13 protein-coding genes are annotated in these 17,018 nt (G+C 33.9%); all 13 read left to right on the top strand.

From position 1 onward, the window contains the following. Nucleotides 1-9: 9 nt before the first annotated feature. The 13 genes from IGK72_RS10060 to IGK72_RS10000 all read left to right on the top strand — a co-directional run bounded on the left by IGK72_RS10060 (nt 10) and on the right by IGK72_RS10000 (nt 16,959). Nucleotides 10-828, top strand: coding sequence for a MetQ/NlpA family ABC transporter substrate-binding protein (locus IGK72_RS10060; RefSeq protein WP_165548604.1), 819 nt, complete (start codon nt 10-12; stop codon nt 826-828). Between the two features lie 347 nt (nt 829-1,175). Next, nucleotides 1,176-1,991, top strand: a complete 816-nt coding sequence (locus IGK72_RS10055; protein WP_002356646.1) for an isoprenyl transferase — start codon at nt 1,176-1,178, stop codon at nt 1,989-1,991. Beyond that, complete coding sequence (locus tag IGK72_RS10050) at nt 1,988-2,788, top strand: phosphatidate cytidylyltransferase (protein WP_002359680.1); 801 nt, start codon at nt 1,988-1,990, stop codon at nt 2,786-2,788. The genes IGK72_RS10055 and IGK72_RS10050 overlap by 4 nt, the downstream gene beginning before the upstream one ends. A 473-nt stretch (nt 2,789-3,261) precedes the next feature. Beyond that, nucleotides 3,262-4,431 carry a CDP-glycerol glycerophosphotransferase family protein gene (locus IGK72_RS10045; protein ID WP_430608787.1) on the top strand — a complete coding sequence of 390 codons (1,170 nt, stop codon included), beginning with the start codon at nt 3,262-3,264 and terminating at the stop codon, nt 4,429-4,431. Between the two features lie 18 nt (nt 4,432-4,449). After that, nucleotides 4,450-5,916, top strand: a complete 1,467-nt coding sequence (locus tag IGK72_RS10040) for a glycosyltransferase family A protein (protein WP_010777853.1) — start codon at nt 4,450-4,452, stop codon at nt 5,914-5,916. Nucleotides 5,917-5,985: 69 nt separating this feature from the next. After that, entirely contained in the window at nt 5,986-8,496 is a 2,511-nt protein-coding gene (locus IGK72_RS10035; protein WP_023894594.1) for a glycosyltransferase family 2 protein, read from the top strand. A gap of 23 nt (nt 8,497-8,519) precedes the next feature. Further along, on the top strand, nt 8,520-9,371 hold the full coding sequence (gene cpsF, locus IGK72_RS10030) for a casular polysaccharide biosynthesis protein CpsF (RefSeq protein WP_002367100.1): 852 nt from the start codon (nt 8,520-8,522) through the stop codon (nt 9,369-9,371). Between the two features lie 26 nt (nt 9,372-9,397). Next, nucleotides 9,398-11,851 carry a UDP-N-acetylmuramate dehydrogenase gene (murB, locus tag IGK72_RS10025; protein WP_002359685.1) on the top strand — a complete coding sequence of 818 codons (2,454 nt, stop codon included), beginning with the start codon at nt 9,398-9,400 and terminating at the stop codon, nt 11,849-11,851. A gap of 17 nt (nt 11,852-11,868) precedes the next feature. Continuing rightward, nucleotides 11,869-12,267, top strand: coding sequence for a lipoprotein CpsH (gene cpsH, locus IGK72_RS10020; RefSeq protein ID WP_002387128.1), 399 nt, complete (start codon nt 11,869-11,871; stop codon nt 12,265-12,267). A gap of 58 nt (nt 12,268-12,325) precedes the next feature. Next, on the top strand, nt 12,326-13,465 hold the full coding sequence (gene glf, locus IGK72_RS10015; RefSeq protein WP_002376666.1) for a UDP-galactopyranose mutase: 1,140 nt from the start codon (nt 12,326-12,328) through the stop codon (nt 13,463-13,465). Then, complete coding sequence (locus tag IGK72_RS10010; protein ID WP_002392972.1) at nt 13,449-14,834, top strand: ATP-binding cassette domain-containing protein; 1,386 nt, start codon at nt 13,449-13,451, stop codon at nt 14,832-14,834. Before glf ends, IGK72_RS10010 begins: the two co-directional genes overlap by 17 nt. After that, nucleotides 14,834-15,646: an ABC transporter permease gene (locus tag IGK72_RS10005; protein WP_002367095.1), complete on the top strand. Its 813-nt coding sequence runs from the start codon at nt 14,834-14,836 to the stop codon at nt 15,644-15,646. The genes IGK72_RS10010 and IGK72_RS10005 overlap by 1 nt, the downstream gene beginning before the upstream one ends. A gap of 662 nt (nt 15,647-16,308) precedes the next feature. Next, a complete protein-coding gene (locus IGK72_RS10000; RefSeq protein ID WP_023894597.1) occupies nt 16,309-16,959 on the top strand; it encodes a diphthine--ammonia ligase in 651 nt (216 codons plus the stop codon). The last annotated feature ends 59 nt before the right edge of the window (nt 16,960-17,018 follow it).

The following is a 17,018-nucleotide window of genomic DNA, read 5'->3' as shown; positions in this document are numbered from 1 at the left end:
GGGAATAAGATGAAAAAACGTACATTATGGTCAGTAATTACTGTAGCAATAGCTGTCTTAGTTTTAGGGGCTTGCGGCAATAAAAAGAGTAATGACTCGGTCTTGAAAGTTGGGGCTTCACCGGTTCCACATGCAGAGATTTTAGAACATGTAAAACCTTTATTAGAAAAAGAAGGCGTAAAACTAGAAGTGACGACTTATACAGATTACGTGCTACCTAACAAGGCGTTGGAAAGTGGCGATATCGATGCCAACTATTTCCAACATGTGCCGTTCTTTAATGAAGCGGTTAAAGAAAATGATTATGACTTTGTGAATGCAGGTGCGATTCATTTAGAACCAGTTGGGCTTTACTCGAAAAAATACAAATCGTTACAAGAAATTCCTGATGGTTCAACGATTTACGTTAGCTCTTCTGTTTCAGATTGGCCACGTGTTTTAACGATTTTAGAAGATGCTGGTTTAATCACGCTGAAAGAAGGGGTAGACCGGACAACTGCTACTTTCGATGATATTGATAAAAATACTAAAAAGTTGAAATTCAATCATGAAAGTGATCCAGCAATCATGACCACTCTTTATGACAATGAAGAAGGGGCTGCGGTTTTAATTAACTCAAACTTTGCCGTGGATCAAGGATTAAATCCGAAAAAAGATGCGATTGCCTTAGAAAAAGAAAGTTCACCTTATGCTAATATTATTGCGGTTCGTAAAGAAGACGAAAACAACGAAAATGTAAAAAAATTAGTCAAAGTGTTACGTAGCAAAGAAGTCCAAGATTGGATTACGAAAAAATGGAACGGTGCCATTGTTCCAGTCAATGAATAAAAAGAAAAAGACAATAGAATAAAAACTTGAGGTCGGGACAGGCGTGTTAAGCTTCAAGAAATAAGAAGAAAGTTCTGAAAGATGCTTTTTGTCTCTCAAGGACGTTCAGCTTATTTCCGAAGAAGCTGCTCCTGTCCCGTTGTTTATTTAAAATTTTAAAGCTAGGCAGATACATCATGTTGATTTACTTGCCAAGTCTAAGTTTTTTTCTTTTAAAAAAGGACTATAAATGATAAAGTTACAAGGAATTTCTTAATTATCAGGAAAATTCAGGGACTATGCATAGGCATTTGCATTAGTTATTGTTATAATAATTAAGATAGATTTTTTGGAATGGAGGGAAAAAGATGTTACGTTTTTTTCCGCAAAAAAATAAATATGTAGAAGAAGCAAGCCAGTACGCCTTTGATAAAGAAGGCCAAATTCCGCAGCACATTGCCATTATTATGGACGGAAATGGCCGGTGGGCACAGAATCGAAGACTGCCGAGAATTGCTGGACATAAAGAAGGCATGGATACGGTTAAAAAAATAACGAAGCATGCTAGTCATTTAGGCGTTAAAGTTTTAACACTTTATGCATTTTCAACGGAAAATTGGAAGAGACCAACAGATGAAGTCAATTTCTTAATGCAATTGCCTGTTGATTTTTTTGATACATTCGTGCCTGAATTAATTAAGGAAAATGTTAAAGTCAATGTAATGGGCTACCAAGAGTTTCTACCAAGCCATACGCAAGATGCTGTTAAGCGCGCCATTGAGCAAACCAAGGACAATACGGGCATGGTTTTGAACTTTGCTTTAAATTATGGGGCGCGTGCGGAGCTACTAACTGCCATGAAACAGATTGCTGCAGAGGTTTCAGAAAAAACATATACGGCAGATGAGATTACAGAAGAAACGATCGCAGATCACTTAATGACTGGCTTTTTACCCACGGAACTTCGTGATCCAGAATTGTTGATTCGAACAAGTGGGGAAGAGAGAATTAGTAATTTCTTGCTATGGCAAATTGCTTATAGCGAGTTGTTTTTTACAAAAGCATTATGGCCTGATTTTTCAGGAGACACTTTAGAAACCGCGATTGCTTCTTTCCAAAATCGTAATCGTCGTTTTGGTGGTCTAAAAGAAACTACAGAAACAGAAGGGAGCGATCCGCAGTGAGACAACGTGTCATCACAGCTATCGTCGCATTAATCATCTTTATTCCAATTATCTGGTATGGTGGTTTTGCAATTGAGATTGCCGCTGTTGCTTTGGCAGTAGTCGGCGTGTACGAGTTATTCCGTATGAAAGGATTAACGTTATTAAGTTTTGAAGGTGTTTTATCAGCATTAGGGGCCGTTTTTTTAGTTATCCCGACAATTAAATGGTTAAACTTTTTGCCGGAAATGCAAACAAATTTCATTTTATTTTATGTCACTGTAATGTTGTTGTTAGGTGCTTCGGTAATTTCTAAAAATACATATACGATTGAAGAAGCTGGCTTTCCAGTTATTGTCAGTTTATATGTAGGGATGGGGTTCCAGAACTTTATTAGTGCCCGTTCCGCAGGTTTTGAAGTCTTGTTATTTGCTTTATTCATTGTCTGGGCAACGGATATTGGTGCATATCTATTTGGACGCCGATTTGGTCGTCATAAATTGATGCCAGATGTTTCACCCAACAAGACAATAGAAGGTGCACTTGGTGGTATTTTATCAGCCGTCGTTGTAGCAGCGTTGTTTTTAGTTTTCACAGCTAATAAAGGGCTATTTCCTTATCCAATGCCGGTGATGCTTGTATTGACGGTTCTATTTTCTATAGTAGGGCAATTCGGTGATTTGGTTGAATCTTCTATCAAACGTCATTATGGCGTGAAAGACTCTGGTAACATCTTGCCAGGTCATGGTGGTATTTTAGATCGTTTTGATAGTTTATTATTTGTTTTCCCAATTATGCACTTATGTGGATTATTTTAAATTGATTAACAAAATTTAAAAAAAGTATCGTCAAATAAGCAAAAATCCAGAAGAGAGACTCTTCTGGATTTTTGCTGTTTATTGGGTTAGTTTAGGTACCTTGTGAGTTATTTAATTTATAAGAGTAATTGTATAAAGGCGGCTAAAGTTTCTAAAAATTAAATAGGTGATCGGATGTTAAATATCTGAACATTCAGAGGGAAAGTCGATTGTTAAAAATTAAATTATAACAATCGAATAACACTGGAATGTTTATTTCAATAAAGCCATTGACGTTTAGCATAGATAAATTTATACTTAAAAGAAGAAAAGCAAAATAATGTATTTTACATGCTTGTTCAATCGTGGTGAGAGTTATTCATAAATTTAAGCAAGTAAAGAGAAGAGAATTTAGAGATTTGTGAACGCGTTCTTCATACAAAATTATAGATTAGGATTATATTTTTGATAATCTAATGTAAAGGATTAATTCAATGAAAAAATTTTTAGAGAATAGTATGCACCAAGCCGTAAAAGCTTGTTTTTTCTTTTTAGGTAAACTACCTAAAAAGAAGTTATTTATTTTTGAAAGTTTTCATGGAAGACAGTATAGTGATAATCCACGTGCAATTTTTGAGTACATAAGAGATAACTGTCCTGAATATCAATGTATTTGGGCAGTCAAAAAAGGATATGAGATGCCTTTTGTGGAAGAGAATGTTCCTTTCGTCAAACGATTAAGTTGGAGATGGCTATGGTTGATGCCAAGAGCTCAGTATTGGGTTTTTAACACGCGGATGCCAGCTTGGATGTATAAGAATCAAACAACAATCTATATACAGACGTGGCATGGGACCCCTCTAAAGAAACTGGGCTTAGATATTGAAACAGTCAAAATGCCAGAGCATGAAACAGAGAGCTATAAACTAGAAGTTATTCAAGAAGCAAAGCGTTGGGATTATCTCATCTCACCTAATGCATACAGTACTAGAGTGTTTCGACAGGCCTTTCATTATGAAGGGAAAATATTAGAAGTAGGATATCCGAGAAATGATTTGTTAGTTTGTGAAAATAAGGACAAAATAGCTTTTTCTGTTCGCAATCAGTTAGGCCTTTCAGCCAATCAAAAAATTATTCTTTATGCCCCCACGTGGCGCGATGATGAGTCTATCCGAAAAGGAGCCTATCGTTTTACCAATCATTTGCCAGTTGAACAACTTTTAGAAATTGATTCTTCTATTGTAATACTTACACGATTACATTATTTAATTGCAGAAAGTTTTGATATAAGTGCATTTGGTTCACGTGTAATCGATGTTTCTTCTTATCCAGATATCAATCAACTTTATTTAATCGCTGACTTATTAATTACAGATTATTCATCGGTTATGTTTGATTTTGCATTAACAAAAAAACCGATGCTATTTTTTATGTATGATAAGGAAAAGTATAAAAATAGTACAAGGGGATTCTATTTTGACCCAACAGCAATTTTGCCTGGGAAAATTGTGACAGATACGGATAGCCTAGTAACGTCTGTAAAAAACGTATTGTTTTCTAAAACGGAACAGGAACAACGTTTATATGTGCAGTTTTTTCGTGAATTTTGCCTTGAAAATCAGGATGCCACTAGACAGCTGATTTCAGAAATTTTAAAGAGATAAAAAGCCGGAGGGTGTAGGTTGGAAAAACAAAAAGAAGTCCAAAAAGAATATGAAGAGTATCAATATATGTTAGATAATGAAACGTGGAAAAAGGAGTTAAGTCAATTTAAGCTGTTTTCTTCAGAAAAAATATCAAAAAATCCTAAAGTCTCAATCATTATTGCTAATTACAATAATGCACCATATCTTAAAAAGATGATGGATTCTCTTGTTCAACAAACCATTGGGATTGAGCAATTGCAAGTGATGTTTATTGATGATTGTTCCACAGATCATTCGTTAAAAGTAATAGAGCCATATCTTGAAAGATATCCGAATATTGAAATTTATCAGCTACTTGAAAACACTGGAGGCGCTCACGGCCCAAGAAACGTAGGGATTGTAAATGCACGTGGTGAGTATAGTGTCTTCTTAGATGCAGATGATTGGTATGATTTAAATGCATTGAAATATTTATCAGACCTACTAGATGACTCTCACGATGATTTTGCTGTTTCTGGTCTAATACAGAGTACGGATGGCCACTTAATGTTAAAAAGTAAGCCATATTATGTGGATGGGTCATTTAAAAATCGGTCTATCCAAGAATTGCCAGCTGAATTTTATGGTTGGTTAGGACCGCAAGCTATCATGTTAAGAACTTCACTGATACACAATAATAATTTACACTTTGTTAATCAACGGGTGGCTGATGATGTGCTGTTCTTTTATGAAGCCATGCGATTTTCAAAAACCATTACACAAGGGGAAAGGTTAACGACTTATTTAAATCGAGATGCAGATAATGAAAGTTTAAGCAAATCAATTAATCGGACATTTATGCTTTCTTGGTTGCGTGCGTTAAGTTATATCAATCAACAGTTTCCAGATGATTTGTCTAAAGAACGGATGTTAGCACGCCGTTTAGAATGGCTAATTTATGACTTTTGTATTCGGAGGGATACTGGGTATCCATTCAGTAAAAAGCGATTACAAGACTTTAAAGTACAGATGGATCAGTATTTAGGCGAATTAAATTTTGATCCTAGCCCGTATTTTAGAAGTGATGTGCGCCAAATCATTTGGACATTTTTACAAACTAACGATATTGATGGTTTGTATTGGTTTATTCAATGTCAGTCCATTCGTTGGGTGTTAGTCAATCGCTTTGGTTATGTTTCAAAAACAGAGAGAAGTTATTATTATCCCAGATTATTGAAACGATTCCCAGCAGTTCGCATGAATGCTTATGCAGAAGCAACGCAACGTGAAGGCAATATGCTTTCTTTAAATGTGTATACACACCAAAAAATTACAGGATTTGAAATAAAAGAGCTGAAAAATCCTTTTGAAACAAGACAGAGGCTGGCGTTTAAAAAAATTAGTGAAACTAGTTATCAGGTAGAGTTGCCAGAAAAATTTTCAAATAAAGAAAGTAGATTTACGATAGTTTTTGATAATTATTTAGAAATTGGGGTTAAAGATTTTAGTAAGTTTTTTGCTTAAATTTTGTCCGTTTAAATCAGGATATTTTGAGTATACAACTATAAATGATAAGTGAGGGAAATTTGTTTTATGGAAAATGTGAAAGTGTCAGTCATTGTACCCGTCTATAACGTAGAAACCTATTTAGAAGAGGCATTAATGAGTTTGAAAAACCAAACATTGAAAGAAATTGAATTCTTAATTATTAATGATGGCTCTACTGATAATAGTCAAAAAATTATTGAAGAAATTGCACAAGATGATCCACGTTTTCGCGTTTTCAATGTTAAAAATGGGGGAATTGGAAAAGCCTTTAACTTGGGTGTTTCAGAAGCAAAAGGTGAGTATATTGCTGAATTTGAAAGTGACGATTATGTAGCATTGCATGCCTATGAGCGTTTATACAATACGGCCAAAAGTCATCATGCAGATGTTGTCCGTTGTAATTGGGTTGAATTTTCTTCTGAAGAAGAGGTTGAGCGAGATATCTTATGGCAATATCCCGATAAATACAATCAATTGATTGACTTAAAAACGACGGATTTAATTGTACAAGTTTATCCATGGAATGCCATTTATAAAAAAAGTATGATTGAGAAAGAAAACGTAACTTGGGATGAGGAAATTAAAAGTTATGGGGACACTGGTCTATTTTGGAAAATCAATTCAGCATCTCAGAATGTTATTTTTATTAAAGATTGTTTGTATTTTTATAGACAAGACAACCCAAATTCGACAGTAAATAATGTGGCAACAAAGGTTCCTTTCTTGTTTCAACAATTTAAACTAATTCGTTCAAATTTAATTGAACAAAATAAATTTGAACGCTACAAAGGTTATTTTTATAAACAAATGTTCGAAAAATACTTTTGGGCGATTGAAAAACTAACACATTTACGTGACGAGTCGGTTTATGAAGTGATTCAAAAGGTAGCTGTAGATTTTAAACAAGCTATAGAAATAGACCAGCTGAATGATATCGATTTTGAATACATCAAACAATTTTATCAAATTGCAAATGATCCAGCAGCTTATTATGAGGACTACTTGAAAAATCTGTATAAAGTTAGTGTTGTCATGCCGATTCACAATGCTTCAAAATATTTAAGACAAACATTAGAAACTGTTTGTGAGCAGTCTTTACGTGAGATTGAAATCATTTTAGTAGAGAATGGCTCTACAGATAATACCATGGATATTATTAACGAATTTGCAGTAAAAGATCCGAGAATTACGGGGATTTCTATTGGCAAAAGTAATCCTGGACACGCAAGAAATGTAGGCATTTCGATGGCACGAGGACGGTATTTGCAATTTCTGGATGCAGATGATCATTTTGAAGCGAATTTATTACAAGACGCTTATTATCGTGCATATGATAGTGCAACAGATATTCTGTTATTTGGCATGAAAGAAAAGTTACCAAATGGAGAAGTGCACGTTGTTCACAATCCATTACTAACTAATGGCGGACGTATGTCTGGTGAAGAAATTTCATTGGATGAAGTAACTCCTTATTTATATGACAAATTATTTTTATTAGAATACATCAAAGAAAATAACTTGGTAAACTTAGAACAATTTGTTGGCGAGGATGCTTATTTCACTTATACAGCATTATTAGGTACCGAAAAAATTGTTGCACTAAACAAATATTTGCTGACACGAATCGTTAGACAAGATGGCTTGATGTCTACGTATGGAATGAATTATCGTGATGAGTTCAATTTACATGACAAAATGTTGGAGTACTTAAAACAACATGCTCCAAATCGAATTGAAGCATATCGGTTAAAAATTATTAATACATTAAACTGGTTTATTTTTGATATGAATCGTGTTGATCAAGCATTTAAAGAACGTTTCTATCAAGAATTAAAAGAGAAATATATCCAACAATTAGGGCTAGACTTAGTGAAAAAAGAAAAATATTCTAATGACCCAGAACAAGTAGAACGTATCACTCGAATCCAAAATATTTTACAATACAATTTAGAAATATATCAAAATATTTATAAAGATTTTGGGATGAAAAAAACCTTCATTATTCCGAATGTTCATATTCAAGAGCGTGGAGGTAAAGTAATTTTTGGACAAGAGAAAGCCCAGGGAAATGGGACGGCAATTGAAATGTTTTCAATTATTATTGCAGATAACGATACAAGCAATGCCAGCGGAGTGATTGATTTCGTTTATATGGGTGACAATACAAAAATAATTCATGATAGTTTATTAGTATCTTTATTAATTAAAAAAGAAGGTACTACTTTAAAATCGATTGTTTTACAAGCCGAGTGGGAAAAAGGCTATACCTTACTACAAGAAAATATGTATTATACTTTCGTAGACAATGTTTTTACAATTTGGGCGGGCTATACTCAAAAATATGCAGCATTTGATTACAATGTTCGAATTTTGACTTCTCGAGAAGGGGAAACACATTTTAGTGTCGTTCGACAAAACCAAGGCTATATCCAAGATACAATGACAAGTATTGGTAACGAATTAACACCTATCAATAAAATTGAAGGAAATGAACCTACAACAATTAAAAAAGCTGTATCAAAAAGTCTTAAAAAAGCAAAAGGGTTGTTGAAATAGAAAGATTTTAAAGGAGATTAAAAATGAACGATTTATGGAATTTTTTAGATAATCATCCTGAAGAGAAAGAATTGATAAAGGCAAAAGCATTACAAGGTTATACAGTTGATGGAATTTTAAATGATCAACTTAATTTTGTTGCTCTAGATACTCTATCTATTGGTCTGGAAAAATTTGGAAATATTCATTATAGTATCCAAATCCCAGAATTTAATGAATTACTAAGTAAGAAGATGGTAGTACTTTTTGTTCCTGCGGATGGAGTGGGACACTCTGGCGCCAAAGAAAGATATTTTGGATTGAGACAATGGAATACCCTGTCTCAATCTGTTCGAAAAAATACCATCATTCTTAGAATAGCTGATGTTGGCTTTGTGTCAGGATCCTATTACACATTATTTGAGCAAGAAATTTTGGATTTAATTGAAGCAAAGAAAACAGAATTTGGACTGAAGCATCAAGATATAATCTTCTATGGAAACTCTAGAGGCGGAACGGGAGCGTTATTATTAGGTATTACAGGTAATTACAAAACAGTTAGTGTAGATCCAGTAATTGATCGAGAGCCTTGGGTAAACAGCGCGGATGGTAGAATAGATCGCCAGTTAATGTTTGATTTCGTAGAAATGGATTTTTCAAACCGAATAAAAGATAAGATGGAACAGTCAAACTATGAATTAGAAAACATTACGGTGATTGCTTCTGAAGCAAATAAAAAAATGTATGAGAAAATTTACCCCTTATCTAATGGTTTTACCTTGAAAAAATTAGAATTAATGATTGATTCTGAAAATACAATTGGTATACACGGCCTTACGATAATGGAAAGTATTCATTTACAATTAGCGTTAATAAATAATTATTTATTTGATTAAGTAACAGAGAAAGTAGGAGCGGAAAAATGAAAAAAGCAGCAATTATGGGCTGGTGGTATAACCAAAATTATGGATCAATCTTAACATACTATGCTCTAAACAAATATGTACAGAATAAAGGGTACGAGACGGTTATGATTGATGGACCACTAGGTTATAAAAACAGAAGTAACTTTCGAGCATGGATGCCTTTAGCGTATAATTTTTTTAAGAAAAATAATATGCCCTATACTGAACAATTAACAAAAGAAACGTTACCGACATTGAACGATTTAGAAAATCTAGATACCTTTATTTTAGGCTCTGATCAAATGTGGAATCCCTGGAATGGTTGGGTAGACGACGATGATTTCTTAGATTTTGTTTATCCTCGTAATAAAACAATTGCTTATTCTGTTTCATTAGGAAAAGCAGATACAAGTAAATATGATCCTAAATGGGTTGCAAACCGCAAAAAAGATATTACACAGTTTAATCATGTTTCTATGAGAGAAGATTTTTCTGTACAAATTATGAAAGATATTTTTCAAGAAGAAGTTATTCAGGCTTTGGATCCAACCTATCTTGTTGAAAGAAGTGAATATGATTCTTTAGCTGATCAAGCTACGTTTAAACGACAAGAATCAGGAGATTATATGGCTGTCTTTTTCTTGGATATTAACAAGGAAAAAGTTCGTGTAGCACTAGCGATCGCAGAAAAATTGGGACTGAAATTAGTGGTCCTGCCTAATCCTTTAAAAGGACGTGAACTAGCGAAAAAAACGTTTCCTAATACAGTAGAATATGTTTCTGAAGATACACCAGAAAATTTCTTATCTGTTTATCGAGAAGCAAAATATATTATTACTGATTCGTTTCATGGCACTGTTTTTGCGACTATTTTCCAAAAACCGTTTTCAATTTTTTATAATGAACAACGTGGAATTGACCGCTTTAATAGCTTGATGAACCTGTTTGAGCTTGGCGAAACTAGACGTGTCTATGAGCAAAACACAAAACAAGAAATTGAAGAAAATAAAAATATTAGTTTAGCACTTGACTATCAAAAGACCGCTGGAAAGATTGCTAGAGAAAAAGAGATTTCAGATAAGTGGTTAACCGATGCGTTGACAAGTAAATTTAGCCCAGATGAAGACGAAGTATATGATGAATTTAGGCGATATATTATCAATAAACCTTTGGATTTTTATCGAGCTAAAACAACTGTTCCGATTTCCGCAGCAATTGTTTTATCGCCAAATGGTACGATAAAAAATTCCAATCCTAATGAAAGCTTTTGGAAGCTAACAGATAAAGAATTAATTTTTATGAATAATCATCGTGAAGTCACTACAAGATTTAATCGTGAAAAGTTTAAGGGAAAGGAAACGTTCAGTCCTTTTAGAATCGTCGGTAAATATGTGAAAGATGAAAAAATCGAACATGTTATGTATTTGCATCCGATACAAAAACCTAAGCCTAAACCGAAACAAGGCACAGAAAAAAAAGCATTAGCAATTCCCGAGAATCTTTTAACAAGAAAACAATTAATTATGAAAATTGTGCAAAATGAGAGAATTCGTTCGTGGAAACAAGATCTTTTAGAAGAATTACCAGATTTAGAGTTATTTGTAGGTCGTGAATTAAAAGAATATGCTTCGAATTTTGTTGGTGGTCCAGCAGACCTTTTAATTTTTCCAAAAACGATAGAAGAAGTTGCTTTAATTGTAAAATATGCTAAAAATAATCAGATTCCTTTAACTGTTATCGGTAAAGGTTCAAATATTTTAGTCCGTGATGGTGGTATCCGTGGGATTACTTTAAATATGACTGCCTTGAATTATCGTAAAATTACGGGGAATGTTTTAACAGTTTCGGCAGGTGCAAGCTTAATTGAAACATCTTATTATCTATTAGAACACTTGAAATGCGGTTTAGAATGGGCAGATAATATTCCAGGAACCATTGGTGGCGCAGTTTATATGAATGCTGGGACAGTTAAGGATATTAATAGTATGTTTCTTGAAGCTACGATCGTAGATGAAAATGGAGAAATTAAAGTTTTAAATAAAGAAGATGTTCAATTTAGTCATCGCTATAGTTCATTTATGGATCATCCTGAGTGGATTATTCTAGAAACTAAATTACAGATTTCAGAAGGTAATTTAGAAAATATGGTAAATGACATGGTAGGAACTGTCGAAATTAGAGAAAGGATGCACCCACTAACACATCCAAATCATGGGTCAACTTTTACTTGGGGACGGGCGCCTCGATTAATTCAACAAGCTGGCTTAGTTGGTACTAGAATTGGCGGAGTAAAAGTATCTGAAAAACATCCAGGTTTCTTTATCAATGTTGAACAAGCCTCTGCTCAAGACTATGAAGCATTAATTTATTTAATTATTGCAAAAGTTTATGAATTTTCTGGATTTTTATTAAAACCAGAAGTGAGAATTTTAGGTGCAAATATGTGGGAAGCAAGTTTAACTTTTAAATAAACAGGGGAGTGTGTGACATGAAGAAAATAATCACAATAATTGTGTCTTTAGCAATTGGTATCGGTTGTGGTTTTTGGTCAGGATATTACATCAGTAAAAAATATTCAGAAAACCAAGAGACAACTATTTCCAAAAGTACTAACTCAGAACAACCTTTGATTACAAATGGAGAGTATCAAGTAACAGCTAATTGGGATTGGAAAACATTAGTTGTTAAAGATAATGTGTGGACATTGGATGGCAAACGTATTTATGATGTTTCCACTACAAATGATAATATTGTGATTTTAAAGGGAAAAAATTTGAAATCACTTGTAGTTTATAAAATAGAAAAAGATAACGAAAAAATCAACTTATATTCTTACACAAAAGAAGGCGTTGGGAAAAAAGTATTAGCTACTCTAGTGAAAAAATAAATAATGCATTTGGTGTTTGAAATAAATTGAAAGTAACTTTGTTAGGAGAAGTTAGTAAATGAAATACAATACGAAAAATTATGACTATTTAATTGTTGGTTCGGGACCTTTTGGGGCAACGTTTGCTTGTGAAGCAGCTAAACGAGGAAAAAAAGTATTAGTTATTGAGAAACGTGCTCATATTGGTGGCAATATGTATACACATAAAGAAAACGGGATTAATGTCCATGACTATGGTGCCCATATTTTTCATACTGACAATAAAGAAGTATGGTCTTATGTCAATCAATTGACGGAATTCAATGGCTACATCAATCAAGTAGTTGCTAATTACAAAGGGGAGCTCTACAACCTACCATTCAATATGAACACGTTCTACCAAATGTGGGGGGTAAAAACACCAGCTGAAGCACAAGCAAAAATTTCAGAGCAGCGGGAGGCAGCTGGAATTAAAGGCGCTCCAAAAAATTTAGAAGAACAAGCGATTCGTTTGATAGGAACGGATATCTATGAAAAATTAATTAAAGGCTATACAGAAAAACAGTGGGGACGTAAGGCTACGGAATTACCAAGTTTTATTATTCGCCGTTTGCCAACTCGTTTTACTTTTGATAATAATTACTTTAACCATCGCTATCAAGGCGTACCTGTCGACGGTTATACAGCTATGTTTGATAAATTGTTAGAGAGTGAATTAATTGATATTCAATTGAATAAAGACTTTTTGGCAGAGAAAGAAACTTACTTATCAGAGTTTCCAAAAATTGTTTATACAGGGATGATTGATGCATTCTTTGATTATTCTTATGGCGAATTAGAATATCGTTCAGTACGTTTTGAAAATGAAACAGTAGATTCAAACAATGCACAAGGCAATGCCGTAATTAATTACACAGATGCGGAAACTCCCTATACACGGATAATGGAATGGCGACATTTTGATCAAAAGGCCGATGAAAACAAAACGATTTTGACGAAAGAATACCCACAAGATTGGGATCGTTCAAAAGAAGCCTATTATCCTGTTAATGATGAGAAAAATTCACTTTTGTTTAGAAAATACAAAGAAAAAGCAAACGCTCAAGAAAAAGTTATTTTTGGTGGACGTTTAGCCAATTATCAATACTATGATATGGACCAAGTTTTCGGAGCAGCTTTGAAAGCAGTCGCTAAAGAATTTGGTGAAATGGCCAACTAGTGAACGGTTAGACTCGGAGGAACAAATGGAAAAAGAACTGAAAGTTAGAACAAAATTACTTACCAAAGAATACAGTTTAGCGCAAACACGTATTGACAAATTGAAGACACTTTTTAGTGTTTTTCAAAACAAAGTTCCCACATTTTGGGCGTTAAAAGGTGTTAGCCTCGACGTATATTCTGGAGAAACAATTGGTATTATTGGTTTAAATGGTTCAGGCAAATCCACTTTATCAAATATTATTTCAGGCATCACCCCTCAAACGTCAGGAGAACTTGAAATAAATGGTGAAGTTTCAATTATTTCGATTGGTGCAGGACTAAATAATAATTTAACAGGACGAGAAAATATTCGAATGAAATGTTTAATGTTGGGGGAAAAGAATAAAGAAATTGATGCCAAAATCGATGATATTATTGAATTCTCAGAATTAGGCGTTTTTATCGACCAGCCTGTTAAAACTTATTCTAGCGGTATGCGTGCTAAGCTTGGTTTTTCAATTGCGGTTCATCAAAATCCAGATATTTTAGTAATCGATGAAGCGTTATCTGTAGGAGATCAAACCTTCTATAATAAAGGCTTAAAAAAAATGCTTGCATTTAAAGAGCAAGGCAAAACTATCTTTTTTGTCTCTCATTCTATTCAACAAGTAGAGCAAATTTGTGATCGTGTCGCTTGGATGCATTATGGTGACCTACGTGCATTTGGTGAAACTAAGCATATTTTAAAAGAATATCGTGCTTTCTTGCACCGTTATAATCATTTCACTGAACCGCAAAAAGAATCGTATCAGAGAGATGGCAAGGCCAAACAGAGAAATTTTTCTTTGGAACAACTTCAAGAAACAATTCTTGAAAAAGCCAATCAACAAGTAGGCAGTCGCCGGACGACTAAAGAAGTCATTAAATTTACTACTAAAAATAAAATTGGAGATAAAATGACTCTTGGTACGAAGAGCTTGTTAATTTTGCTACTTTGTATGATTTTTTATGTAAGTCTTACCTTTGTAAAGGGTATTTCATTAACAACAGCTTTCATTCATCCAGCGGAAACAATTCAACGTATATTTGTTCCTGAGAAAGTAGCAGGGAAGGATACAAATGCTGTGAAAACAACTAAAGCTAAACCAGCTTCAACAAAAGAATCTAGCCAGCAGGAAGAAGTTCAGTCTAGCTCAACGAACGCATCAGAAAATAATAATGGTGAACAAGCTGTGTCAACGTATACTGTGGAAGTTGGAGATTCAGTCAGTTTGATTGCTGAAAATCACGGACTCACTATAGAACAACTTCAAACTTTGAACCCAGAAATCATTGAGGTACCTATTTATCCTGGACAAGTGTTGAAATTGAAAGAGGTGACTGAATAATGCGCGAGGTAAAATTAATTTTAGCTGAACAGTTTTCATACTTAGGCGTTGCACAACGAATTGCTAAATACAGTAATAAAGCATTATATCAAAGCCACATCTTAGGAAATTTATGGCAAATTTTAAGTCCTTTAATTCAGTTAGGTGTCTATTATTTTGCTTTTGGGATTGCCCTTGGTGGTGCTCGAACCGTAAAAGGAGGAGTATCCTATATCGCTTGGTTGATGGTAGGATTAAGTACATGGATTTTTTTAAGTACAGTAACGAAACAAGCTTCTAGTTCTGTTTATATGCAAGTTGGCATGGTCTCTAGAATGAAGTTTCCAATAAGTATATTGCCAATGGTTAAAATATTTTCTGAGTTACCAAGTTATTTTGCATTCACTACGTTAACAGCGATTGTGTCAATCTCGACAGGTGAAAAGATTTCTATTTATTGGATTCAGCTACCTTACTATATTGTAGCGATGATTATCTTTTTATATAGTTTTAGTCTAATTAATTCAACGATTGCTGCATTAATTAGGGATTATCAAATTTTCTTGAATTCTATTATCCAAGTATTAATGTATATGTCAGGGGTCTTTTGGGATTTGAGTACAAAGAATTTACCGTCTTGGTTATCAAAAATTCTTATGTTGAATCCTTACGCATATATTATTAATGGATTTCGAGATACATTTTTCTATAAAAGATGGTTTTTTGAAGATAAGCCCCAGCTTGTTGTTTTTTGGCTAACAACATTAGTAATATTTATCGTAGGAGCTCATTTACATGTTAAGTTCAGAAGTAAATTTGTTGATTATATGTAACATGTGAAGAAGTAAAACCACCGTATACTGACAAGAATACGGTGGTTTTACTCTTTAATTGACAATAGCCTTCTCTTTAAAGAGAAGGCTATCTAACGAATCAATATTATTATTTTAAAGTTGGATCAGACTATTTCTAGTATTCAAGTATTTTTCATTTAAGCGATGTATTCCCTACCTCTAATACATCCTTGTATCTCTCTAGACACGCCAGTTTTGAATAAAATCATCAAAACAATTGAATGGTTCGTTTAAAAATATTTTTCGTGTTCTAATTATTATAACATAAAACTCGTCAACTGACCACTAGCTGACGAGTTCATAATTTTTCCAGATAAATAGACAGCCGTTTTCCGCCGACTGTCTAAGATTAAGATAGATTTGTAAAGAAGTGAATAAATGCTTCCTACTATCTCTTTATAACATGAGGAAAAGAAAACTGCAAAAGATAGCTGTGTTTTTTGAAAAAAAGATCAGCTGGTTTCCGCCAGCTGATCATCCGTTGAAAAGAGATATAAAGAAGTGAATAAAGCTTGCTTTACCTCTATTTTATACCATGTTTTGATTCAAATAACTATTCAGTATTAGTTATACTTAAATAATAAATATGTATACGGATGTATTGTTTTGAGGTATAGTCATAGAGAAAAGAGGGAACGGTTATGAAAAAATTTTGTTTAAGTTATAGCTCTGGTAAAGATTGTTTATTGGCGATGGATCGATTGGTACAAGCAGGAAATCAGCCAGTTGCGTTAGTGACAACATTAAGTGATGAAATTAATCGTTCTTGGTTTCACGGCATACCAATCTCCGTCTTAGAAGCAGCAGCCGAAGCGTTAGATTTACCACTTGTTATATCACATAACAATGAAACAAATTACACAGAAAAAGTGGTTGAGGCACTGCAGGAAACCCAAAAATTAGGTGCAGAAACGGTTTGTTTTGGCGATATAGATATTGAACAAAATGGTGCTTGGGATCGCCAAGTTGCATTAAGTGCTGGGCTTGAGCCACAATTACCTCTTTGGCAGGAGAATCGCGAAGCACTTGTGAAAGAATTCTTGGTAAAAGGGTACACAGCAATTATCAAAACGGTCAGCAAAGAGGCAGGTATTCCAATAAAATTTTTAGGAGAACCGTTAGATGAAACATTTATCACGTACCTTAAAGAGCATCAATTAGATATTTGCGGAGAAAACGGGGAGTACCATACGTTGGTAATTGACGGCCCGCTATTTAAAAAGAGGCTCAATTATTATGCTTCAGGAATTTATGAAAGTCCTTATGCTTATTCTTTGATTATTGATGCTTAAATGAAAGTAAAAGGACACAAGCTGCCACTTTTTCTAGGGATATGCTATAATTGACTTAA

The organism is Enterococcus sp. DIV0183 (assembly GCF_050541505.1).
In the GTDB taxonomy this organism is placed as follows: Bacteria; Bacillota; Bacilli; order Lactobacillales; family Enterococcaceae; genus Enterococcus; species Enterococcus faecalis.
This window is presented reverse-complemented; position numbering and strand designations above follow the sequence as displayed.